We start from the raw sequence: 21,369 nt of genomic DNA, 5'->3' as shown, positions 1-21,369 counted from the left end.
TGAACAAGGGAGATTTCGAATGGAACATTATGTTGGCTTGGATGTGTCGCTACGGTCCTGCGCGGTTTGTGTGGTCGCTCGTCGATCAGGTCTCCTTGCGGGGCCTGAAACATGCCGGGAGCCTGAAATCAATGGGTCTGGAGCCTAGCTCGGCGCGAGGGCTTCGATCGGTTGTTTGCGACGCCGATTGACCTGAAAAAGACCAATGAACTTCTGCCAGTACAGCTATTCTGTGTCTGGTGCGAAACCGAAGCTCGACACGCCGCGGGAGCGTTCGGAAAAGCTGAAAGGCCGGTTGATCGGTGGATAGGCCCGGGACGGACAATCGGGCCGTTCGCAGAGATAGCAGTTCACCCCGATCGGCACCGGCTGCACCGCCTCCAGGTCCAAATCCTGCGCATAGATCAGCCGCGGCGCATAGGCGATGTCGCACCCCAGCCCGATGGCAAAACGCGCCGCCGGGCTGGCATAGGTGCCGACCTGCCGCGTCACCGTGCGCGCGACCGAGAAATAGGTGGTGCCGTCGGGCATGGCGATCACCTGGGTCTGCACCCGCTCGGGCGTCTCGAAACAACTGTGGATGTTCCAGAGCGGGCAGGAGCCGCCGAATTTCGAGAAGTGAAAGCGCCCGGCGCTGAACCGTTTCGACACATTGCCGGCGCGGTCCATGCGCACGAAGAAGAAGGGCACACCGCGCGCCTCGGGCCGTTGCAGGGTGGTGAGGCGATGCGCCACCTGCTCGAAACTGGTGCCGAAGCGCTGGCACAGCAGTTCAACGTCATAGCGCGCCCCCTCCGCCGCCCTGAGAAACCGGCGATAGGGCATCAAGAGAGCGGCGGCGAAGTAATTGGCAAAGCTCGCCCGCGCCAGCGGCAGAGCAGCGTCGGAGACGCCGGCGGCCGCAGCCTCGGCTGCGATCAGATCGTCGTACTCCAGCCGCGCCAGCTGCACCGCGATCTGGAACCGTCGCCCGGGCTGGTCCAGCCGTTCCGACAGGTTCAGGTGCTTGCGGTGCGGGTCCAGCAGGCGAAGCTGGCCGGGCATGACGTCTTGCGGCAGGATGCGGACGCGATAGCCGTGCACCTCGCGCAGCCGGTCGTTCAGCACGATCTGCGGCTCGGTCCGCCAGATCGCCAGATCGTCGGCCAGCGCCTCGGCAGCGCGGTCGAGCGCGTCGATATGGTTGTGTCGGACATGGAAATGCGCCCGCACCTCGTCCACCGGGCGCACCGTCTGTTCCAGCAGCTCCACCTTGTCGCGGTCGGAAAAGGGGTTCTCCTCGGAAATCGCGGCCATCGCCATGGCGCGGTATTTCTCATGTAGCCTGAGCAGCCCGCGCGCCAGCGCGGGGGAGGCGTTCACAACCTCCTCGATCTCGGCCCGCGGGACGGTTTCGGCAAAGAGCGGATCCTTCAGCGCCGCCTCCAGATCCGCCTGCAGTTGCAGATCGCCGCCGCCCGCGATCTCTCCGGCCGAGAAGTCGTAGACCTGGCTGAGCCGCACCAGCAGCTTGGCCGAGACCGGGCGCTGGTTCGCCTCGATCAGGGTGATGTAGCTGGGCGAGACGCCCAGATCCTGCGCCATCTGCGCCTGGGTCAGCCCCAATGTGCGCCGCAGCCGCTTGAGCCGCGCCCCGATGATCAGTTTTTCGCCGCGTTCCGACATGACAAACCTTACAGACCTCTGTGGTGTAATCTTACATTAATTACAGAATAACCCTTTAATTACAGCATATTATTTCAATTACCCCAACACATTACTAACCTCACATCAGCCGACGACTCCAGCAGAAAGGCCGATGTGATGACCCTTGCCCGCCCGATCCTCTCCGATCCCCCAACCCAAGCCGCGCGCCCCGTTGTGCTGCGCGACGTGCCGGGGGTGAGCCGCGTGCTGACGCCCGAGGCGCTGGCCTTTCTGGCCGATCTTCAGGCGCAATTCGGCCCGCGTCTGGCCGCGCTGCGCACCGCGCGGCGGCAGCGGCAGGCGGGCTATGACACCGGGCTGTTGCCCGAATTCCTGGTGGAAACCGCCGATATCCGCGCCGGCGATTGGGAGGCCGCCCCGGTGCCCGCACCGCTGCGCGACCGGCGGGTCGAGATTACTGGCCCGGTCGACCGCAAGATGATGATCAACGCGCTGAACTCCGGCGCCAAGGTCTTCATGGCGGATTTCGAGGATGCCTCAGCCCCGCGGTTCGACATCATGATCGCCGGGCAGGTGAACATGATGGATTACCGCGACGGCGCCCTGTCGCATGACGATCCCAGAACCGGCAGATCCTACCGGTTGAATGACCGGACTGCGGTGCTGATCGTGCGCCCGCGCGGCCTGCATATGGAAGAGGACAACGTGATGATGGGCGGCCACCCCATCGCCGCCGCGCTGTTCGATTTCGGGCTGCATATTTTCCACAATGGTGTGGCGCTGGCCGAGACCGGGCGCGGACCGTTCTATTACCTGCCGAAGTTGGAAAACCACCGCGAGGCGCGGTTGTGGAATGACATCTTCGTCTTTGCGCAGGACCGGCTGGGCCTGCCGAAGGGCACCATTAAGGCCACCGTGCTGATCGAGACCCTGCGCGCCGCCTTCGAGATGGACGAGATCATCTGGGAACTGCGCGATCATATCGCCGGGCTGAACTGCGGACGGTGGGATTACATCTTCAGCTATATCAAATGCCTGCAGGCGCATCCGAACTTCGTGTTGCCGGACCGGGCGCAGGTGACGATGGATCGCGCCTTTCTGGCGGCCTATTCCGCCCGGCTGGTCGAGGTCTGCCATCGTCGCGGCATCCACGCCATGGGCGGCATGGCCGCGCAGATCCCGGTCAAGGACGATGCGACGGCGAACGAGGCCGCCTTTGCCAAGGTGCGCGCCGACAAACTGCGCGAGGTGACGGCGGGGCATGACGGTACCTGGGTCGCACACCCCGATCTGGTGCCGGTGGCGATGGAAGTGTTCGACGCCGAGATGCCGGGGCCGAACCAGATCCGCCAGCCGCGTCAGCATCCGCGGGTGACCGCCGAGGCGCTGTTGAAGCCCCACAGCGGCACGGTGACCGAAGCCGGCCTGCGCGGCAATGTCTCGGTCGCCATCGAATATCTGGCTGCCTGGCTGTCGGGGCGCGGTGCGGTGCCGATTCACAATCTGATGGAGGATGCGGCCACCGCCGAGATCGCGCGCAGCCAGATCTGGCAATGGATCCGCCACGGTGCCGCGGTGGAGCTGGAAGCCGGCGGCGCTCGGCAGATGGATGCCGACTGGCTGGCCGAGCTGATCCAGCAGGAGATCGAGACGATCCTGAATCGCCTTGGCGCCACCGGCTTTCATCGCGGCCATTACGCCTCGGCCGCGCGGATCTTTCAGGAGGCCGCCTGCGCCGAGACCTTGCCCGATTTCATCACCACCCCCGCTTATGCGGTGCTGAACGCGCTCGACTGATGCAGCCCATTCGTACCGCATCCTCCTTCGGCGACCCGGGCCTTCCGGGCGCTGCCTTTCATCCGCCAAAGAGGAGACAGATCATGGCACATCGCAAACCCTATGCCGAATTGCGCGCGGACGCGCTGGCCCGCTACCCGGAGGGTCAGGCCCCGGGCGGCGTCTCGGTCGACGATATCGTCCAGCTCAAGCTGCAAAACACCTGGGACACCCATCTGGAGATCGCCCGCGAGATGGCCCATGTGATGCGGGCCGACATGGCCGCCTATGACGCCGACAGTTCGAAATTCACCCAGTCTCTGGGCTGCTGGTCGGGCTTCCACGCCCAGCAGATGATCAAGGCGGTCAAGCGGCTGCGCGGCACCGCCAAGGGCACCTATGTCTATCTCTCCGGCTGGATGGTTGCCGGGCTGCGCAACCGCTGGGGCCATCTGCCCGACCAGTCGATGCATGAGAAAACCGCCGTCGCCGATCTGATCGCGGAAATCTACACCTCGTTGCGGCAGGCCGATGAGGTGGCGCTGAACGATCTGTTCAAAGACCTGCGCGCCGCTCCAACCGATGCGGCCCGCGCCGAGGCGATTGCCGCGATCGACGCCTTTGAAACCCATGTGGTGCCGATCATCGCCGATATCGACGCGGGCTTCGGCAACGAACACGCGACCTATCTGCTGGCCAAGGAGCTGATCAAGGCCGGCGCCTGCGCGCTCCAGATCGAGAACCAGGTGTCGGATGCCAAGCAATGTGGCCACCAGGATGGCAAGGTGACGGTTCCGCGCGAGGATTTCATCGAAAAGCTGCGCGCCTGCCGTCTGGCCTTCGAGGAGCTGGGGGTCGAGGATGGGGTGATCGTCGCCCGCACCGACAGCCTCGGAGCCGGTCTCACCCAGAAGGTGCCGGTCAGCCAGGCGCCGGGCGATCTGGCCGCCGAATACATCAAGTGGCTCGATACCGAGGCGATCAGCGAGGCCAATCCGATCCGCGAGGGGGAATTGGCGCTTTATCAGCGCGGCGAGTTCGTCAAGCCGCGCCGCCTGCCCAACGGTCTCTTCCCGTTCAAACCGAACACCGGCCGCGCCCGTGTGATCGAGGATTGCATTGCTTCGCTGAACGAGGGCGGCGCCGACCTGCTGTGGATCGAGACCGACACCCCCAATGTCGACGAGATCGCCGGCATGGTGGCGGAAATCCGCGAGAAGGCACCGGGCGCCAAGCTGACCTATAACAACTCGCCCAGCTTCAACTGGACGCTGAACCTGCGCAAGCAGGTCCGCGAACAATGGCTGGCAGAAGGCAAGATCGCCGAAGGCGACTATCCCGAGGGCAATGAGCTGATGAAGGCCGAGTTCGACGATACCGATCTGGGCCTTGAGGCAGACGCGCGGCTGCGGGCCTTCCAGACCGATATCGCGGCGCGGGCCGGGGTGTTCCACAACCTGATCACCCTGCCGACCTTCCATCTGACCGCCAAGGCGATGGACGAGCTGAGCCATGGCTATTTCGGCGGTGACAAGATGCTGGCCTATGTCGCCACCGTCCAGCGCGCGGAAATCCGGCGCGGTATTTCGGCGGTCAAGCACCAGCACGAGGTCGGCTCCGATCTGGGTGACAGCTTCAAGGAAATGGTCGGTGGCGACCGCGCGCTGAAAGCGGGCGGCTCGGCCAACACGATGAACCAATTCGCAGCTGAATAGCACCACGCGGGCGCCGCCCCGGTGCGACGGTCGCCGCCCCCGCCGGGGCGGCGGCCTTTGCCGTCAGCCGCCGGAATAGGGGGCAAACCGCGATCGGTTGGGATCGGGGTGCAGCTCTCGCCCGGTGGCGGGAAAGGCGCGTTGCGGGCAGGCCGGGCGGTCGCAGACCTTGCAGCCGGCGCCGATCGGGGTGGCGAGCGCCGGGTTTCTCAGATCCAGCCCGCGGGCATAGACCAGCCGGTCCGCATGGGCCAGATCGCAGCCGAGCGCCACGGCAAAGCGTTTGACCGGCGCGCCATAGCCGCCGGCGCCATGGCTGACCGTGCGCGCGACCCAGAGGTATGACCGTCCGTCCGGCATCTGCGCCACCTGGGTCAGCACCTCGCCGGGGCGGGAAAACGCCTCGTAGACATTCCACAGCGGACAGGAGCCGCCGATGCGGCTGAAGTGGAAATCGGTTGCCGATTGGCGTTTGGAGATGTTGCCGGCCCGGTCGACGCGGATGAAGAAGAACGGTACGCCGCGTGCCTGCGGCCGCTGCAGGGTCGACAACCGGTGACAGGTGGTCTCGAACCCGACGCCAAACTGGCGGGCCAGAAGTTCGATATCGTACCGCTCGTCCTCCGCTGCCTCGACAAAGGCACCATAGGGCAGGATCACCGCACCGGCGAAATAATTGGCCAGCCCGATGCGCAGCAGGTCGCGCGCCTCGGTGCTGTCCATCGGCGCCTCGGCGGCCAGCCGGTCGATCTCCGCCCCCTGTTCGAGAAAGGCCAGCTGCGTCGCCATCTGGAACGCCCGCTGCCCCGGCGACAGGCGGGCCGACAGGGTCAAAAGCCGCGCGCCGGGATCGAAGCGCCGCAGCGCCGCCGCCCCATCCTCCAGCGTCACCCGGATGCCGTGGCGCCCGGCCAGCCGGTCGGTCAGCCCCTCGGCCATCCGCCCCGTCCGCAGGCCCCGACCGATGGCTTCACCCGCTTCGTCGAGCGAGGGGATATAGTTGCGGTGGGTATAGAAGTAATCGCGCACCGCCTCGAAGGGGGCCAGGGTGGCGCCCAGCTCTCCGGTGATGCGGCCGCTGATCAGGTCGATCTGTTCGGCCGCCTCACGCAGCCGCGCCTGCATGGCGATGATGGCGCGGGCGACATCGGGCATGTTGGCCGCGATCTCGCGCACCTCGGCCAGGGCGGCGCCGGCGCCCTGATCGGCGAGTGCGGCGCGCAGATCGGGGATCAGTCGCGCCTCCTCGGCTTCCGAGAACAGCTGCACGTCAAGACCGAAGACCGCGTTCAGCTTCAGCAGCACCGGCACGGTCAGCGGCCGCTGATTGCGTTCCATCTGGTTGAGATAGCTGGGCGACAGCCCCAGCGCCCGGGCCAGTGCCGCCTGGCTCATCCCCCGTTCCTCGCGCAGGCGGCGCAGACGCACCCCCATGAAGGTCTTTTTCATTGCTGACACCTTCGCAACATTCGCAAAATCCCTCAGGGTCATTCGCAAATCTATTCATTTTCAGTAGTTTATATGACTTCCTACTTTGTGTGAACCTCTGCCTTGCCAATCTTGCGAATGATCCGAGGACGTGAGGCAGACGATGACCGCCCCCCAGGAAACAGAGCCGGCGACCGTGACGGTCGAGATGATCTTTCCCGATCAGGCCAACCATTACGGCACGCTGTTCGGTGGCAACGGCCTGTCGCTGATGGCCAAGGCGGCCTTTGTCGCCGCCAGCCGGCGGGCGCGTGGCCCGGTGGTTCTGGCCAGCGCCACCCGCAGCAATTTTCCCGCTCCGGTGCGGGTGGGGGAGCTTCTGGAGCTGAGCGCGCGGGTCACCCGGGTCGGGTGCGCCTCGCTCTCCGTCGCGGTGGAGGGGGTGGCGGAGGAGATCGTCAGCGGCCAGCGCCGCGCGGTGCTCTCGGGTGCGTTCGAGATGGTGGCGGTGGATGCGACCGGGCGGCCGCGCGTCATCGCGGCAGAGGATTTCAGAAAGGAAGAGACAGCATGAAGACGCATGAGGTGCGGACGTATAAGTCCGCCGAACATCTGGCCCGCGAAGATCAGCTGGCCTGGAAGATCGCCGAAGTGGCGGCCGATCCGGTGGCGGTCGAACCCGATGTTACCGAGATGATCATCAATCGGGTGATCGACAACGCGGCGGTGGCGGCGGCCTCGGTTGCGCGCCGCCCCGTCGCCTCGGCCCGGGCGCAGGCGCTCTGCCACCCTTACGCCCGCGGCGCCACGGTCTTCGGCATGGCCGAGGGCACTCGGGTCAGCCCGGAATGGGCGGCCTGGGCGAATGGCACGGCGGTGCGCGAGCTGGATTTCCACGACACCTTCCTGGCCGCCGAGTATTCCCACCCCGGTGACAATATCCCGCCGATTCTTGCCGTGGCGCAGCATTGCGGGTTGTCAGGCGCCGATCTGATCCGCGGCCTGGCGACCGGCTATGAAATCCAGGTGGATCTGGTGAAAGGCATCTGCCTGCACGAACACAAGATCGACCATATCGCCCACCTCGGACCGTCAGCCGCCGCCGGGATCGGCACGGCGCTGACCCTGCCGACCGAGGTGATCTATCAGGCGATCCAGCAGGCGCTGCATGTGACGACGACCACTCGTCAATCTCGCAAGGGCGAGATTTCCTCGTGGAAGGCCTATGCCCCCGCCTTCGCCGGCAAGATGGCGATCGAGGCGGTGGATCGGGTGATGCGGGGCGAAGGCGCGCCGAGCCCGGCCTGGGAGGGTGAGGACGGTTTCATCGCCTGGCTGCTGTCGGGGCCCGAGGCCGTCTATTATGTGCCGCTGCCGGAGGCGGGAGAGGCCAAGCGGGCGATCCTCGACACCTACACCAAGGAGCATTCGGCCGAATACCAGTCCCAGGCACTGATCGACCTGGCGCGACGGATGGGGCCGAAGATCGGCGATCTCTCCAAGGTGAAATCCATCCTGATCGAGACCTCGCACCACACCCACAACGTCATCGGCACCGGCGCCAACGACCCGCAGAAGATGGACCCGAAAGCCAGCCGCGAAACGCTGGATCATTCGATCATGTATATCTTCGCCGTGGCGCTTGAGGACGGCGGCTGGCACCACGTCGACAGCTACACCCCCGAGCGCGCGCAGCGGCCTTCGACCGTGGCGCTGTGGCACAAGATCTCGACCGCCGAGGACCCGGAATGGACGCGCCGCTATCATGCCCGCGATCCGAAGGAGAAGGCCTTTGGCGGCCGGGTGACGGTGACGCTGGATGACGGCTCCAAGATCGTCGACGAACTGGCGCTGGCCGATGCCCATCCCGAGGGCGCCCGCCCGTTCGGGCGCGCCGACTACAAGCGCAAGTTCCTGACCCTCTCCGACGGTGTGCTGAGCTCCGCGGAACAGACCCGGTTCCTGGCCGCCGCCGAGGGGCTGGCCGATCTGAAACCGGGCGAGCTGGGGCAGATCAATTTCACCGTGACGCCGGACAAGCTGGGCCTGCCGCGCCCGACCGGCATTTTTGACTGGAGGGCATGAGGATGAGCGATCCCATCAGGAAGCCGAAGAAATCCGTGGCGCTTTCGGGCGTCACGGCGGGCAACACCGCGCTGTGTTCCGTGGGCCAGAGCGGCAACGATCTGCATTATCGCGGCTATGACATCCTCGATCTGGCAGAGGCCTGCACCTATGAGGAGGTGGCGCATCTGCTGATCCACGGCAGCCTGCCTACGGCCTCGGAGCTTTCCGCCTATAAGGCCAAGCTGCGCGCCCTGCGCGGCTTGCCGAAGGCGGTGCGGGAGACGCTGGAGGCGATTCCGGCCGCTGCCCATCCGATGGATGTGCTGCGCTCGGGCGTTTCGGCGCTGGGCTGCGCCTTGCCGGAGGCCGTCGACCATAACACTCCCGGCGCGCGCGACATCACCGACCGGTTGATCGCGGCGCAGGGCTCGATGCTGCTTTACTGGTATCACTACGCCCAGAACGGCCGGCGGATCGAGGTGGAGACGGAGGATGCAACCATCGCCGGGCATTTCCTGCATCTGCTGCATGGGCAGGCGCCGTCCGAGGATCATGTGCGGGCGATGCAGACCACGCTGAACCTCTATGCCGAGCATGAATTCAACGCCTCGACCTTCACCGCGCGGTCGATCGCCGGCACCGGATCGGATCTCTATTCTGCGGTGACCGGCGCCATTGGCGCGCTGCGCGGACCGAAACATGGCGGCGCCAATGAGGTCGCCTTCGAGATCCAGAAGCGCTACGCCACGCCGGATGAGGCCGAAGCGGACATCCGGGCCAGGATGGAGCGCAAGGAGGTCGTGATCGGCTTCGGGCACCCGGTCTATACCGTCTCGGACCCGCGAAATGTGGTGATCAAGCGCGCCGCCCGCGCGTTGTCTGAACAAGCGCGCTCGACGAAGATGTTCGACATCGCCGAACGGATCGAAGCGGTGATGATGGAGGCCAAGAAGATGTTCCCGAACCTCGATTGGTATTCGGCGGTCTCCTACCACCTGCTGGGGGTGCCGACGGCGATGTTCACGCCGATCTTCGTGATCTCGCGCACCGCGGGATGGGGCGCCCATGTGATCGAGCAGCGCGAGGACAACAAGATCATCCGCCCTTCGGCCAATTACACCGGGCCGGACAACCGCGCCTTCGTGCCGCTTGAGGCGCGCGGCCTGCCTCTGTCTGCCGCTGCGGAGTGATGCCATGACTTATCTGATTGCCGATGACTTGTCGTTGGAAAGCGCCGGGCGGCGTTTCCGTAAGGCGTTAAACGAGCCGGGCATCCTGCGCCTTCCCGGCGCCCATAACGGCCAGGCGGCGCTGCAGGCCAAGGCGGCCGGTTTCGGCGCGCTTTATCTCTCGGGGGCGGCGATGACCGCCTCCATGGGGCTGCCTGATCTGGGCATCATCACGGTGGACGAGGTCGCCTTCTTCATCCGCCAGATCGCCCGGGCCTCCGGCCTGCCGCTGCTGGTCGATGGCGATACCGGCTATGGCGAGGCGTTGAACGTGATGCACATGGTGCGCGTCTTCGAAGAGGCCGGCGCCGGCGCCGTGCATCTGGAAGACCAGCTGTTGCCGAAGAAATGCGGCCATCTGAACGACAAGAAGATCGCGCCGGCGGCTGATATGGCGGCCAAGGTGGCGGCAGCGGCAGGGGCGGCGCGCGACCTCGTGGTCATCGCCCGCACCGATGCGGCGGCTTCCGAAGGGCTTGAAGGGGCCATCGCCCGGGCGAAGCTCTATGTCGAGGCCGGGGCGGATGCGGTCTTCCCTGAGGCGCTGACCAGCGTGGAGATGTTCCGAGAGGTGCGCGCCGCTTTGCCAGGTGTCAAATTGCTCGCCAATATGACCGAGTTTGGCCGTACCCCAGCGCTGACGGCGCAGGAGTTCCAGGAGCTCGGCTATGATATGGTGATCTGGCCGGTCTCGTCGCTCAGGGTCGCTAACAAGGCGCAGGAACGGCTCTATGCCGCCTTGGCACGCGATGGCGCCACCACGGCGATGCTCCCCGAGATGCAGACCCGGCAGGAGCTGTACGACACCATCGGCCTTGGCACGTTCGAGGCGCTGGACCGGACCATCGCCGCCTCGGTTGCGCCCGATTGGGCGGCGGTCTGAGCGGGCGGTGCGCGCGCCCTTGCTGGCGTCGGCCGGGCCGCAGGGGCTCATGCCCTCACGGGGCAGGGCGCGGGCTCCCGCGCAGGGGTGTCCGGTCGGCGTCAGTGCGGCAATGCTTCGAGAAATCGCATGGGCTGCCCTTTGGCGGGTGCCAGCAGCTCTCCCTGCCACATCACCCGATGCCCGCGCAGCACGGTGCCCACCGGCCAGCCGGTGACCGGCACGCCATCATAGGGCGTCCAGCCCGCCCGCGAGGCAATCCAGTCATTCGTAATCGTCTCGCGGCGCTTCAGGTCCACGATCGTCAGATCGGCGTCATACCCTACGGCGATGCGTCCCTTGCCCGCGATGCCGAACAGGCGATTGGGCCCGGCACTGGTCATGTCGACGAAGCGGGCAAGGCTCATCCGGCCCGCGTTGACATGGTCCAGCATTGTGGGGACCAGCGTCTGGACGCCGGTCATCCCGGAATGGCTTTGCGGATAGGGCAGGTCCTTTTCCGCCCGTGTGTGCGGCGCATGGTCGGAGCCAAGGATATCGGCGACCCCGTTCTCCACGCCTTGCCAGATCCGCCTGCGCTGCACCCCGTCGCGGATCGGAGGATTCATCTGCGCGTAATTGCCAAGGCGGGCATAGGTGGTGTCATCCAGCGTCAGGTGATGCGGCGTGACCTCGACGCTGGCCACGTCCTTGTGCTCGGCCAGGAACTCCATCTCCTCGCCGGTCGAGACGTGCAGGACATGGATGCGCTTGCCGGTCTTCTGCGCCAGGGCGACCAGCCGTCTAGTCGAACTCAGCGCGACCTCGGGAGAGCGCCAGACGGGGTGGCTGGACGGATCGCCCGGCACCCGCAGGGGCTTGCGCTGTTCGAGCATGTATTCGTCTTCGCTATGGAAGGCGGCGCGGCGCGAGAGGGCGGAGAGGATCGCCTCGATCCCCGCGTCGTCCTGCACCAGAAGCGCGCCGGTCGATGAACCCATGAAGACCTTGATCCCGGCGCAGCCGGGCAGCTTTTCCAGCATCGCAAGCTCGGAAATGTTCCCGTGGGTGCCGCCGATGTAAAAGGCGAAATCGCAATGCATCCGGCCCGTGGCCGAGGCGATCTTGGCCTCGAAAGCCTCTTGCGTTGTCGTCAGGGGATCCGTGTTGGGCATCTCGAAGACCCCGGTCACGCCACCCATGACGGCCCCGAGCGAGCCAGTTTCCAGATCTTCCTTGTGGGTCAGGCCCGGGTCGCGAAAGTGGACCTGCGTGTCGATGACACCCGGCAGGATGTGCAGGCCGGTGCAGTCTTCCACATGCGTCGCAGTATCACTGCTCAGGCAGCCAAGCGCGGCGATGCGCCCGGCGCGCACCCCGATGTCAGCGGTGCTGACACCGTCCTGATTGGCAATCGTGCCGTTTCTGAAAAGGGTATCGTAGTGGGCCATGATCCTAGCTTTCCTGTTCTCTTTCAGGACGCGCGCGCCTTGCTGCGGGGCGGTCCTGTGCGATCGGACTGTGAGGGGCGCCTAGACCCTCCTCCGCGGGAACGGAGGGGCAAGCAGTTGGGGTGCAATCGGATCATCGACTGCCACGGCGACCGAGGTCAGCCCCATCTTTCCCAGGTGCGCAGGCAACCCATGGCTTGCAGGTTCCGCAAGGCGGAAACGCTCGACCCTCGTTTCGTGGCGCGTGATGAGGGTTGCGCGATCCCCGTCAGAGCGGATGACCGCATCTACCCCCGCGGGTATCGCGACCGGGGGCCGTTCCAGTACAACGACCTCCGGCGTGCCGGTCTCTATGCGATGGAAAAAGCCCGACATCAGTGTCCTCGCCTCTTCGGCGCCAAGGCCGACCTCTACATTGACACCTGCCGCCCGCAACCTGGCAAAGCCACCACCGTTCACCCTCGGGTCTGGATCCTGGATGGCGCAGACGACCCGCGAAACGCGGGCTGCAATGATGGCATCGGCGCAGGGAGGCGTTCTTCCCCAATGGCAGCAGGGCTCCAGCGTGACATAAAGCGTGGCCCCCGCCGCAGCGGAACCGGCAAGTTCCAGTGCCTTGCGTTCTGCGTGAGGGCGACCGCCCGGATCCGTGGCCGCCTCGGCGATCAGGTCATCGTCGCGGGCTATGACACAGCCAACGGGCGGGTTCGGCCAGACATGCCCGCGCATCCCTGCGGCCAGGGTCAGCGCATGTTGCATCCAGGCCAGGTCACAGCTGGGTCGGATTGGGGGCATCGCCATAGACCTTGAGCGGGTCAAAGGTTTTCCGATCCTCGACAAATGCCAGCGGTTTGCCCGCGTCGGTCCCGACAGGCAGGGCGCGGTAGAAGCAGGAGCGATAGCCGACATGGCAGGACGCGCCCGAACCGGCGACCTCCACGCTGAGCCAGATCGCATCCTGATCGTCATCGATCCGCGCTTCGACCACCTTCTGCAGCAGGCCGGAGGTGGCACCCTTGTGCCAGACGCTTTGCCGCGATCGGCTGAAGTAATGCGCCTCGCCGGTGGTGATCGTCAGGCGCAGCGCTTCGTCGTTCATCCAGCCCAGCATCAGGACCTCGCCGCTATGGGCATCGGTGGTGATGCAGGGCAGCAGGCCATCCGATCCAAACTTGGGTGAGAGGTCAGTCCCTTCCTCGACCTGTTCGACCGAGGTTCGCGGTTGGAATGTCAGAATCGTCGTCACTGCGTTTGGTCCCTTGTGTAATGTTATAATATAACATATCCCTGTTTGGCCGATCAGGTTGGAGAAGTAAAGAGATGGCGCATCCAAGGGTATCCAAGAGCGTTCAAGGAACAGAAATCACGTCGTTCTTTGAGGTGGATTGCTGAAGATGCTCTGTCTTTTCAACTCTATGGGGCGCAGGGTTGAACCTTTCGTTCCGCGCGATCCTGGACAGCTGCGCATGTACGTCTGCGGGCCGACGGTCTACTCCTATGCCCATATCGGCAACGCGCGGCCCGCGGTCGTGTTCGACGTTCTGGCACGGGTGCTGCGCGCCCGGTTCCCGCGGCTGACCTATGCGCGCAACATCACCGATGTAGATGACAAGATCATCGCAGCGGCCGCCGCTGCCGGTGTCCCCTGTGACGCGATTTCGGCCCGTTTCACCGCCGCCTATCACGCTGACCTTGCCGCCCTGGGCGTCCTGCCGCCGGATGTCGAGCCGCGCGCGACGGACCACATTGCACAGATGATCGCGATCATCGAAGAGCTGATCGCCGCAGGTCACGCCTATGCCGCCGAAGGCCACGCGCTGTACCATGTCCCGAGTTTTGCCGCCTATGGCCGCCTTTCAGGTGTCAATCCCGACGAAATGCGTGCCGGTGCCCGGGTCGAGGTTGCGCCCTGGAAACGCGACCCGCGTGATTTCGTGCTCTGGAAACCCTCGCAGGCCGGACAGCCGGGATGGGACAGCCCCTGGGGCTTTGGCCGCCCGGGGTGGCATATCGAATGCACGGCCATGATCCGCACCCATCTGGGGAATCACATCGACATCCATGGCGGCGGGATCGACCTGCGCTTTCCGCATCATGAGAACGAGATCGCCCAGGGCACCGATGCGCGGTTCTGGGTCCATAACGGCCATGTCACCGTGTCGGGGGCCAAGATGTCGAAATCTCTCGGCAATGTCCTTCTTGTGCGGGATCTTCTGGCGGACATGCCGGGCGAGGCGATCCGCTATGCGCTTTTGTCCGCGCAGTACCGCCAGCCGCTGGACTGGACGGACGAGACGCCGCGCGCCGCGCGGGCGGCGCTCGACCGTCTTTATGGCGCGCTGCGCGATCAGCCGCCTGCCGAGGCGCAGGATGAGGACATGGCGCCGGTGCGCGCCGCGCTCGATGATGATCTGAACACGCCGGCAGCGCTTGCGGCCCTTCATGCGCTTGCGGGGCAGATCCACGCCGCCACCGATCCCGCCCGGCGGGCCGAGCTTGCGGCGGCCCTGCGGCAGGCGGGCGGGCTTCTGGGACTGCTGGCGCAGGACGCGACGGCCTGGAGCCAGGCCGGTGCGGCTGATGTTGGCCGGATCGAGGCGCTGATCGCCGAACGCGCCTGCGCCCGTGCCGCGCACGATTGGGCCCATGCGGATGCGCTGCGCGACACGCTGACCGCTATGGGGGTCGAGATTGAGGACGTCGACGGCGAAAGTCACTGGCGGGTGCGGGCATGAGGGTGGTGATGGTCTGGCTTCTGATCCTGCCGTTCCGGAGCTACCGGCTGTTCCTGTCGCCCTGGCTGGGCCATGCCTGCCGGTTTCAGCCGACCTGTTCCGCCTATGCCATCGAGGCGCTGGAAACCCACGGGCCCCTACGTGGGCTGTGGCTTACGATCTGCCGCGTTGCGCGATGCAATCCATGGGGCGGGTCCGGATACGACCCGGTGCCGGCCGTCCCGAACCGAAAGACCACGAAATGATCCATGTCCGTCTTCCCGATGGGGCCAGCCGCGCCCTGTCTCCGTCCAGCACTGCCGCCGATCTGGCGGCCTCCATCGGCCCGAGCCTTGCCAAACGCACGGTGGCCGCGATCGTGGACGGGCGGCTGAGCGACCTGTCCGCGCCGCTGCCCGATGGCGCGGCGGTGGAGCTGGTTGCGCGCGACGATCCCCGCGCGCTTGAACTGATCCGCCATGACCTTGCCCATGTTCTTGCCGAGGCGGTGCAGGCTCTTTGGCCCGGTACGCGCACGGCGATCGGCCCGGCCATCGAACATGGATTCTACTACGATTTCGACCGCGAAACGCCCTTCACGCCCGAAGAGCTGCCGGTCATCGAGCAAAAGATGCGCGAGATCATCGCCGCCCGCACCCCCTTCACCTGCGAGGAATGGGGAAGGGAGGAAGCCCGCGCCCATTTCGAGGCGGCTGGCGAGACCTACAAGATCGCGCTGCTTGACGCGATCCCGGAGGGAGAGCCGGTCACGATCTATCGGCAGGGCGACTGGCTGGACCTGTGTCGTGGTCCCCATATGCGCACGACGGGCGATGCCGGGACGGCTTTCAGGCTGACGCGTGTTGCCGGGGCCTACTGGCGGGGCGATGCGAACAACAAGATGCTCAGCCGGATCTATGGCGTGGCCTTCGCGGACAAGGCAGCGCTCGACGCCCATATGACCATGATGGCCGAGGCCGAGAAGCGTGACCACCGGCGGCTTGGCCGCGAGATGAACCTCTTTCACTTCGAGGAGGTCGCCCCGGGATCTGTCTTCTGGCACCCGAATGGCTGGCGGCTGTTCCAGACGCTGATCGGCTACATGCGCGCGCGTCAGGAAGAGGCCGGCTATGTCGAGGTGAATTCGCCCGACATCATGGACCGCAGTCTTTGGGAGACCTCTGGTCACTGGCAGAATTACCGTGAAAACATGTTCCTGGCCAAAACCCAGGACGATCGCGATTATGCGCTGAAGCCGATGAACTGTCCCGGTCACATGCTGATCTACGGGCAGGGCACCAAGAGCTACCGGGACCTGCCGCTGAAGCTGGCCGAGTTCGGCAAGGTGCATCGCTATGAGCCCTCGGGCGCGCTGCACGGGTTGCTCAGGGTGCGCAGCTTCACCCAGGACGACGCGCATATCTACTGCACGCCGGAGCAGCTGACCGAGGAATGCCTGAAGGTCAACGACCTGGTGATGTCGATCTACCGCGATTTCGGCTTCGAGGATGTGCGCATCAAGCTCTCCACCCGGCCCGAAAACCGGATCGGAAGCGAGGAAAGCTGGGATCGCTCCGAGGAAGCGCTGCGCGAGGCGCTCGACCAGGCCGGGCATCCCTATACGATCTTCGAAGGGGAGGGCGCCTTTTACGGCCCCAAGCTGGAATACGTTCTGCGCGATGCCATCGGGCGGGACTGGCAATGCGGCACGCTACAGGTCGATTTCAATCTGCCCGAGCGTTTCGGCTCGACCTATGTCGCGCCCTCGGGGGAAAAGCTGGCGCCGGTCATGCTGCACCGGGCGCTCTTCGGGTCGCTGGAGCGCTTCACCGGCATCCTGATCGAACACCATGCAGGTCACCTGCCGCTCTGGCTGGCGCCGGTTCAGGTGGTGGTCGCAACCGTGACAGGGGCGGCCGATGCCTGGGCAACCGAGGTGGCCGCAACGCTTCGCGCATCCGGGTTGCGTGTCGAGACCGATCTGCGCAACGAGAAGATCGGCTACAAGGTGCGCGAACATGCGCTGAAGAAGGTGCCTGTTCAGATCGCCCTTGGCGCAAATGAAGCTGAGCAGGGAACCGTCACGATCCGCCGCCACGGCACCGAAGGGACGCAGACGCTGGATCTCGGGGAGGCCGTCAATTGTCTCGCGCGGCGGGCGCACCCCCCTCGGGAGCTGGGCTGATGACGACGCCCGGGGAACAGATGCAGGCGGACGTGCTTGCCATATTGCGCCGCCGCAATCTGGCCCTGTCAGCCTACAAGGTGCTGGAGGAACTGCGGGACGCACATCCGAAAATTGCGCCGCCGGCCGTCTACCGGGCGCTTTCCTCGCTGATGAGCAAGGGGCAGGCCCATAGGGTCGAGACCCTGAAGGCCTATGTCGCCTGTCAGTGTAAGGAACATGCGCGCGCGTCCATCCTGTCGATCTGCGAGAATTGCGGTGCCATTGAGGAGCACCTCGCAGGCGAGGTATTGGAGGCTGTCTCCCACGTCGTTGCCGAAACTGGATTCAGCTCGCAACACCATGTCATCGAGGTTCATGGCATCTGTGCGGCCTGCAATGCGCGCATGCCTGCGCCGGAGGGGGGTGGGGGCCGGAGGCTCTCCGCAATAGCTGATCCGATGCCCCCCAAGCTGGAGGCTGTTTGCTGTCCGCTGCCAACCGCGCGGCGAGCGGCGTGGCGGCACTAGGCTGCCCGCCAGTCGATACTGTATCAAAGAACAGGTTTACCTGGATATGAACGCCGAACTTCCCGATATTTCGCTTTCCGAGACTGCCTCCGCCCGGCTTCCTCTTGGCTGGGTGGGGATGCAGGGCATTGACTTGCCCCTGCAGATCTCGGAGCCCGATTGCCTGGCCAAGCTGCATGCCCGTGTCGATATGCAGGTCGACCTACCGCGCCCGGAAGCCAAAGGCATCCATATGTCGCGGCTCTATCGACTGCTCGATGCGTTCGGCGCCGACACAGCCGTGTCACCTGGCGCTCTCGAGGGGCTTCTTCGTCGCATGCTCGACAGCCATGCCGATTGTGGCAGCGGCAATGCGCGGCTGCGCATAAAGTTCAACCTACTGATCCGCCGGCCCGCCTTGGTGACTGATGATCTGGCCGGTTGGAAGTCCTATCCGGTGCAGATCGATACAAGCCTGATCAAGGGTAGGTTTTCCTGCCGGACCGAGGTCTGCGTTGTTTACTCCTCGACCTGTCCCTGCTCGGCCGCGCTTTCGCGACAGGTGGTCGCAGAGGCCTTTCGGGAGGCGTTTGCGGGTCGCAAAGAGGTAAGCCCGGATGAGATCGCGGCATGGCTTAACATACACGCAACTGCGGCGACGCCCCATAGTCAGCGCAGTGAGGCCCGGGTTTCGGTCTCCCAAGATCCTGAACGAGAGGATCGGCTCGGGTTGGTCGCCCTTATTGATCAGATCGAAGCGGCCGTACAGACCCCGGTACAGACAGGCGTGAAGCGCGCAGATGAGCAGGCCTTTGCGGTGCTCAATGGGCGCAACCTGATGTTTGTCGAAGATGCTGCGCGGCGTATCGCCTGTGCCTTGGACGGGTTCCATGCGCCGAAGGTCCATGTGCGCCATATCGAGAGCCTTCATCCCCATGACGCGGTCGCCTGGGCCGAACCGGACGCGGCGGGGAGCTTGGCAGAGGGTCTGCGAGGGGCGCCATGACCCTGAGGAACCAGGCATTTGTCGTCGGCGCCTACGAGCATCATACCCGTGACGCGACGCGTATTCCGCTCGCGCAATTGCATGCCGAAGTTGCCGTCGGCGCCCTGGCCGATGCAGGGCTCACCCTCAGCGATGTTGATGGATACTTCTGTGCGGGCGACGTGGCGGGCTGGGACGCGCCGGGCTGTGGCCCATTTTCGATGGTTGAATACCTCGGGCTGGATCTCCGGCATCTAGACACCACGGAAAGCTGGGGATCGGCCTATATCAACCATGTCTCCCATGCCGTTCAGGCCATCGTGGCGGGCAAGTGCCGGGTCGCGCTGATCACCCAAGCGGGTCGTCCCCGGGCTGAGCGCCTCTCGCCCGAGCGCATGCATGCAGAGCAGACACAATCGGCGCATGAAGCGCAGGTTGAACTGCCTTATGGCCCGGTTGTCACCAACATGTATGGGATGGTGGCTGCTCGGCACATGTACGAACATGGGACCACGCCAGAACAACTTGCCTGGATCAAGGTTGCCGCGTCACACCACGCGCAGCACAATCCCAATGCGATGCTTCGCCAGGTCGTGACGGTGGAGGATGTCCTCGCCTCGCCGATGGTCGCAACCCCTTTGCACCGGTTGGATTGCTGCGTCATCAGCGACGGCGGAGGGGCTCTGGTCATTGTCCACCCGGACGTGGCCCGAGCGCTCGACCGACCGATGATCACCCCAACAGGAGCGGGATTCACGGTCAAGCATCTGAACGGAGGCTATTTCGACATTCTCGAGTCCGGTGGCGTGAAATCGGGCGCAGAGGCTTTCGCCGAAGCAGGTGTGAGGCCAGAGGACATTCGTTATGCGTCGATCTACGACAGCTTCACGATCACTGTGCTCGTTCAACTCGAAAACCTCGGGTTCTGTCCGGTCGGCCAGGGCGGTCGGTTCGTGGCAGACGGAAACCTGATTGCCGGGGTTGGCCGACTTGCGATCAACACGGATGGCGGCGGCCTTTGCAGCAATCATCCCGGCAATCGAGGGGGCATGACGAAGCTGATCGAGGCGGTGCGGCAGCTCCGCGGCGAGGCGCATCCGGCAGTGCAGGTGCCCGATTGCGGCTTGGCTCTTGTGCATGGCACCGGAGGACAGCTCGCGTCCCGGCACGGCAGCGCAACTCTCATTCTTGAAAGGGTTTGAAATGAGCGGAACCACGCTTCCAATCGCCCCGGAGCCGACGTCGGAAACCGCCGAGTTCTGGGATGCGGCCAACGAAGGTCGTCTGCTGCTGAAGCGCTGCCTGGGTTCGGGACGTGCCTTTCATCCCCCGCGGCGGATCAGCCCCTTTACCGGGCGTCCGGAAACGGAATGGTTCGAGGCCAGCGGGGCAGGGAAGATCTATGCCTTCAGCATTACACAGCGTTGCGGCGCGCCCCACTGCATCGCCTATGTCAAGCTGGCCGAGGGCCCGATCATTTTGAGCGCTCTGACAGAGTGTGATGTCAGCAGTGTTCAAATTGGGGAGCCTGTAAAGGTGACCTTTGTCCCAAGTGCCAGCGGCCAGCTGTTGCCGATGTTCACGCCGATCAGCAACGAGGGACAATCTGGACGAGGCGGTGCAGGCCTGGGGCACCAAGGCCCAGCCACGGCGCGGTTTCTGGACAAAAGACAGATGGAAGGAAAATAGATGCAGATCACGCAGGAAGAGATTGAACAGGCCCTGGTGACATGGGGCAATGGCAAGATCGCCATCTCGAAGGCCTTCGAGGAGGGCGGCATCGAGGCCGCTCGCAAGGTCGCGTCGGCCAATCTGGACAGCTACTATGGGTACAACCTCGGACCCGTGCTGTTCAAACCGACCATGTCGAGTGGCGAACAGACCTTCCGCCCGAAAAAGGCCGGCGCCCTGGCCTATTTCTGTGGCCATTCCGAGGAATATCCGCTCGACAACGGTTTCGCGATCATGGGCTGGCGTGCGACCGAGAACATCACCTCCACCACGTTCATCCAGGGCGATATCGCGATGTGGATGGGACGGATCAAGCTCACCAACAAGGACGGCTCCGTCACCACGGTCGACAAGAGCTTCGGCTACAAGAAGGACGAAACCGGCACGCTGCGCATCGTCCTGCATCACTCGTCGCTGCCTTACCTGCCGCCGGAACCAAACTGATGGTCGCCGAAGAGCTGAAGCAATGCATGACTTTTGGATCTAGTCCCGAAGGTCTATCGGCCATTCACCGACCCGGTACCGCGGCCACACTCTGGGAGCGGAGCCCGCTCAGCCGGTTCCAAAACTGGATCGACGCGTTGCCGCCAGAGCAATTGCCGCGCGCCCGCGTTATCCTGAGGTCCGAAGCGGTGTGCGATGCGCTGACCGAGATCACCCGCTTTTGCGGAACCCCGGAGGGCCCGGAGCGCAACATGCTGATCGAGGATGCGTCGGCGCTGGCACTGATCTTTTCCGACGTCATGGATTGCCCCTACCTGCAGCTGCGCCTCGACGTTGTGCAGACCAACGCCTGCCGGAAGTTTCATGTCGACGCGGTGACGGCCCGGCTGATCTGCACCTATCGGGGAACGGGGACGCAATACGGGATCTTCGGCGATGGAAGTGATCCCATCGAGGTCATGACCGTCCCGACCGGGTCGCCCGTCATCCTGCGCGGGACACGGTGGCCGGAAGCCCCGCTCTCTGGTCTTCTGCATCGCTCGCCGCCGATTGCCGGCACCGGGGAAACACGACTGCTACTGGTGCTCGATCCGGTCGAAGACCCCGCGCAGGCAAGCGAGGTTGCGTACCTCCACTGAGCGCCGCGC

General features: G+C 64.8%; 20 protein-coding genes. 15 read left to right on the top strand and 5 right to left on the bottom strand.

Annotated elements, in window-relative coordinates:
• Window positions 1-225: 225 nt before the first annotated feature.
• Window positions 226-1,665, bottom strand: a complete 1,440-nt coding sequence (locus G455_RS0107730) for a helix-turn-helix domain-containing protein (protein ID WP_028093168.1) — start codon at window positions 1,663-1,665, stop codon at window positions 226-228.
• Window positions 1,666-1,803: 138 nt separating this feature from the next.
• Here G455_RS0107730 and aceB point away from each other — a divergent pair, with 138 nt between their 5' ends.
• A complete protein-coding gene (gene aceB, locus G455_RS0107725; protein WP_028093167.1) occupies window positions 1,804-3,444 on the top strand; it encodes a malate synthase A in 1,641 nt (546 codons plus the stop codon).
• 83 nt (window positions 3,445-3,527) lie between these two features.
• Complete coding sequence (locus tag G455_RS0107720) at window positions 3,528-5,138, top strand: isocitrate lyase (RefSeq protein ID WP_028093166.1); 1,611 nt, start codon at window positions 3,528-3,530, stop codon at window positions 5,136-5,138.
• A gap of 63 nt (window positions 5,139-5,201) precedes the next feature.
• Here G455_RS0107720 and G455_RS0107715 read toward each other — a convergent pair whose 3' ends face one another.
• Entirely contained in the window at window positions 5,202-6,587 is a 1,386-nt protein-coding gene (locus G455_RS0107715) for a short-chain fatty acyl-CoA regulator family protein (RefSeq protein ID WP_028093165.1), read from the bottom strand.
• A gap of 142 nt (window positions 6,588-6,729) precedes the next feature.
• Here G455_RS0107715 and G455_RS0107710 point away from each other — a divergent pair, with 142 nt between their 5' ends.
• From G455_RS0107710 to prpB, 4 genes are read left to right on the top strand one after another with little or no spacing between them, the layout of a single operon-like run.
• On the top strand, window positions 6,730-7,140 hold the full coding sequence (locus G455_RS0107710) for an acyl-CoA thioesterase (RefSeq protein WP_028093164.1): 411 nt from the start codon (window positions 6,730-6,732) through the stop codon (window positions 7,138-7,140).
• Window positions 7,137-8,651 (top strand): MmgE/PrpD family protein, encoded by a 1,515-nt coding sequence (locus G455_RS0107705; RefSeq protein WP_028093163.1) that lies wholly within the window; start codon window positions 7,137-7,139, stop codon window positions 8,649-8,651. Before G455_RS0107710 ends, G455_RS0107705 begins: the two co-directional genes overlap by 4 nt.
• 2 nt (window positions 8,652-8,653) lie before the next feature.
• The gene (gene prpC / locus G455_RS0107700) at window positions 8,654-9,823 is read left to right on the top strand and encodes a bifunctional 2-methylcitrate synthase/citrate synthase (protein WP_028093162.1); all 1,170 of its coding nucleotides are present in this window, start codon (window positions 8,654-8,656) and stop codon (window positions 9,821-9,823) included.
• A gap of 4 nt (window positions 9,824-9,827) precedes the next feature.
• Window positions 9,828-10,745 carry a methylisocitrate lyase gene (gene prpB / locus G455_RS0107695; protein ID WP_028093161.1) on the top strand — a complete coding sequence of 306 codons (918 nt, stop codon included), beginning with the start codon at window positions 9,828-9,830 and terminating at the stop codon, window positions 10,743-10,745.
• Between the two features lie 101 nt (window positions 10,746-10,846).
• Here prpB and G455_RS0107690 read toward each other — a convergent pair whose 3' ends face one another.
• The 3 genes from G455_RS0107690 to hisI all read right to left on the bottom strand — a co-directional run bounded on the left by G455_RS0107690 (window position 10,847) and on the right by hisI (window position 13,421).
• Window positions 10,847-12,175 carry a dihydroorotase gene (locus G455_RS0107690; protein WP_035366382.1) on the bottom strand — a complete coding sequence of 443 codons (1,329 nt, stop codon included), beginning with the start codon at window positions 12,173-12,175 and terminating at the stop codon, window positions 10,847-10,849.
• Between the two features lie 81 nt (window positions 12,176-12,256).
• Entirely contained in the window at window positions 12,257-12,934 is a 678-nt protein-coding gene (ribD, locus tag G455_RS27165) for a bifunctional diaminohydroxyphosphoribosylaminopyrimidine deaminase/5-amino-6-(5-phosphoribosylamino)uracil reductase RibD (protein WP_084437030.1), read from the bottom strand.
• A 10-nt stretch (window positions 12,935-12,944) separates the two neighbouring features.
• Entirely contained in the window at window positions 12,945-13,421 is a 477-nt protein-coding gene (gene hisI, locus G455_RS0107680) for a phosphoribosyl-AMP cyclohydrolase (RefSeq protein WP_028093159.1), read from the bottom strand.
• Window positions 13,422-13,569: 148 nt separating this feature from the next.
• Here hisI and cysS point away from each other — a divergent pair, with 148 nt between their 5' ends.
• The 9 genes from cysS to G455_RS0107635 are packed head-to-tail and all read left to right on the top strand — an operon-like array spanning window position 13,570 to window position 21,360.
• Window positions 13,570-14,910: a cysteine--tRNA ligase gene (gene cysS, locus G455_RS0107675; RefSeq protein WP_035366416.1), complete on the top strand. Its 1,341-nt coding sequence runs from the start codon at window positions 13,570-13,572 to the stop codon at window positions 14,908-14,910.
• Window positions 14,911-14,918: 8 nt separating this feature from the next.
• Window positions 14,919-15,155, top strand: a complete 237-nt coding sequence (gene yidD, locus G455_RS0107670) for a membrane protein insertion efficiency factor YidD (protein WP_035366414.1) — start codon at window positions 14,919-14,921, stop codon at window positions 15,153-15,155.
• Entirely contained in the window at window positions 15,152-17,074 is a 1,923-nt protein-coding gene (gene thrS, locus G455_RS0107665) for a threonine--tRNA ligase (protein WP_028093156.1), read from the top strand. Before yidD ends, thrS begins: the two co-directional genes overlap by 4 nt.
• Window positions 17,074-17,583, top strand: coding sequence for a transcriptional repressor (locus G455_RS23630; RefSeq protein WP_051312278.1), 510 nt, complete (start codon window positions 17,074-17,076; stop codon window positions 17,581-17,583). Before thrS ends, G455_RS23630 begins: the two co-directional genes overlap by 1 nt.
• Window positions 17,584-17,629: 46 nt before the next feature.
• Window positions 17,630-18,568 (top strand): GTP cyclohydrolase FolE2, encoded by a 939-nt coding sequence (folE2, locus tag G455_RS0107655; RefSeq protein ID WP_028093155.1) that lies wholly within the window; start codon window positions 17,630-17,632, stop codon window positions 18,566-18,568.
• On the top strand, window positions 18,565-19,749 hold the full coding sequence (locus G455_RS0107650; RefSeq protein WP_028093154.1) for a thiolase domain-containing protein: 1,185 nt from the start codon (window positions 18,565-18,567) through the stop codon (window positions 19,747-19,749). The genes folE2 and G455_RS0107650 overlap by 4 nt, the downstream gene beginning before the upstream one ends.
• Before the next feature lies 1 nt (window position 19,750).
• Window positions 19,751-20,236, top strand: coding sequence for a Zn-ribbon domain-containing OB-fold protein (locus tag G455_RS23625; RefSeq protein ID WP_084437024.1), 486 nt, complete (start codon window positions 19,751-19,753; stop codon window positions 20,234-20,236).
• The gene (locus G455_RS0107640) at window positions 20,237-20,722 is read left to right on the top strand and encodes a hypothetical protein (protein ID WP_028093153.1); all 486 of its coding nucleotides are present in this window, start codon (window positions 20,237-20,239) and stop codon (window positions 20,720-20,722) included.
• Entirely contained in the window at window positions 20,722-21,360 is a 639-nt protein-coding gene (locus G455_RS0107635; protein ID WP_035366378.1) for a DUF1826 domain-containing protein, read from the top strand. The genes G455_RS0107640 and G455_RS0107635 overlap by 1 nt, the downstream gene beginning before the upstream one ends.
• The last annotated feature ends 9 nt before the right edge of the window (window positions 21,361-21,369 follow it).

Origin of the sequence: Pseudodonghicola xiamenensis DSM 18339, from assembly GCF_000429365.1 — a bacterium.
GTDB lineage: Bacteria > Pseudomonadota > Alphaproteobacteria > Rhodobacterales > Rhodobacteraceae > Pseudodonghicola > Pseudodonghicola xiamenensis.
The sequence above is the reverse complement of the archived record's forward strand: the minus strand, read 5'-3'. Positions and strand labels throughout refer to the sequence as shown.

Coding starts and splice junctions, on each gene's coding strand:
- G455_RS0107730 (WP_028093168.1), bottom strand. CDS start 1,665: ATGTCGGAACGCGGCGAAAAACTGATCATCGGGGCGCGGCTCAAGCGG.
- aceB (WP_028093167.1), top strand. CDS start 1,804: ATGACCCTTGCCCGCCCGATCCTCTCCGATCCCCCAACCCAAGCCGCG.
- G455_RS0107720 (WP_028093166.1), top strand. CDS start 3,528: ATGGCACATCGCAAACCCTATGCCGAATTGCGCGCGGACGCGCTGGCC.
- G455_RS0107715 (WP_028093165.1), bottom strand. CDS start 6,587: ATGAAAAAGACCTTCATGGGGGTGCGTCTGCGCCGCCTGCGCGAGGAA.
- G455_RS0107710 (WP_028093164.1), top strand. CDS start 6,730: ATGACCGCCCCCCAGGAAACAGAGCCGGCGACCGTGACGGTCGAGATG.
- G455_RS0107705 (WP_028093163.1), top strand. CDS start 7,137: ATGAAGACGCATGAGGTGCGGACGTATAAGTCCGCCGAACATCTGGCC.
- prpC (WP_028093162.1), top strand. CDS start 8,654: ATGAGCGATCCCATCAGGAAGCCGAAGAAATCCGTGGCGCTTTCGGGC.
- prpB (WP_028093161.1), top strand. CDS start 9,828: ATGACTTATCTGATTGCCGATGACTTGTCGTTGGAAAGCGCCGGGCGG.
- G455_RS0107690 (WP_035366382.1), bottom strand. CDS start 12,175: ATGGCCCACTACGATACCCTTTTCAGAAACGGCACGATTGCCAATCAG.
- ribD (WP_084437030.1), bottom strand. CDS start 12,934: ATGCAACATGCGCTGACCCTGGCCGCAGGGATGCGCGGGCATGTCTGG.
- cysS (WP_035366416.1), top strand. CDS start 13,570: ATGCTCTGTCTTTTCAACTCTATGGGGCGCAGGGTTGAACCTTTCGTT.
- yidD (WP_035366414.1), top strand. CDS start 14,919: ATGGTCTGGCTTCTGATCCTGCCGTTCCGGAGCTACCGGCTGTTCCTG.
- thrS (WP_028093156.1), top strand. CDS start 15,152: ATGATCCATGTCCGTCTTCCCGATGGGGCCAGCCGCGCCCTGTCTCCG.
- G455_RS23630 (WP_051312278.1), top strand. CDS start 17,074: ATGACGACGCCCGGGGAACAGATGCAGGCGGACGTGCTTGCCATATTG.
- folE2 (WP_028093155.1), top strand. CDS start 17,630: ATGAACGCCGAACTTCCCGATATTTCGCTTTCCGAGACTGCCTCCGCC.
- G455_RS0107650 (WP_028093154.1), top strand. CDS start 18,565: ATGACCCTGAGGAACCAGGCATTTGTCGTCGGCGCCTACGAGCATCAT.
- G455_RS23625 (WP_084437024.1), top strand. CDS start 19,751: ATGAGCGGAACCACGCTTCCAATCGCCCCGGAGCCGACGTCGGAAACC.
- G455_RS0107640 (WP_028093153.1), top strand. CDS start 20,237: ATGCAGATCACGCAGGAAGAGATTGAACAGGCCCTGGTGACATGGGGC.
- G455_RS0107635 (WP_035366378.1), top strand. CDS start 20,722: ATGGTCGCCGAAGAGCTGAAGCAATGCATGACTTTTGGATCTAGTCCC.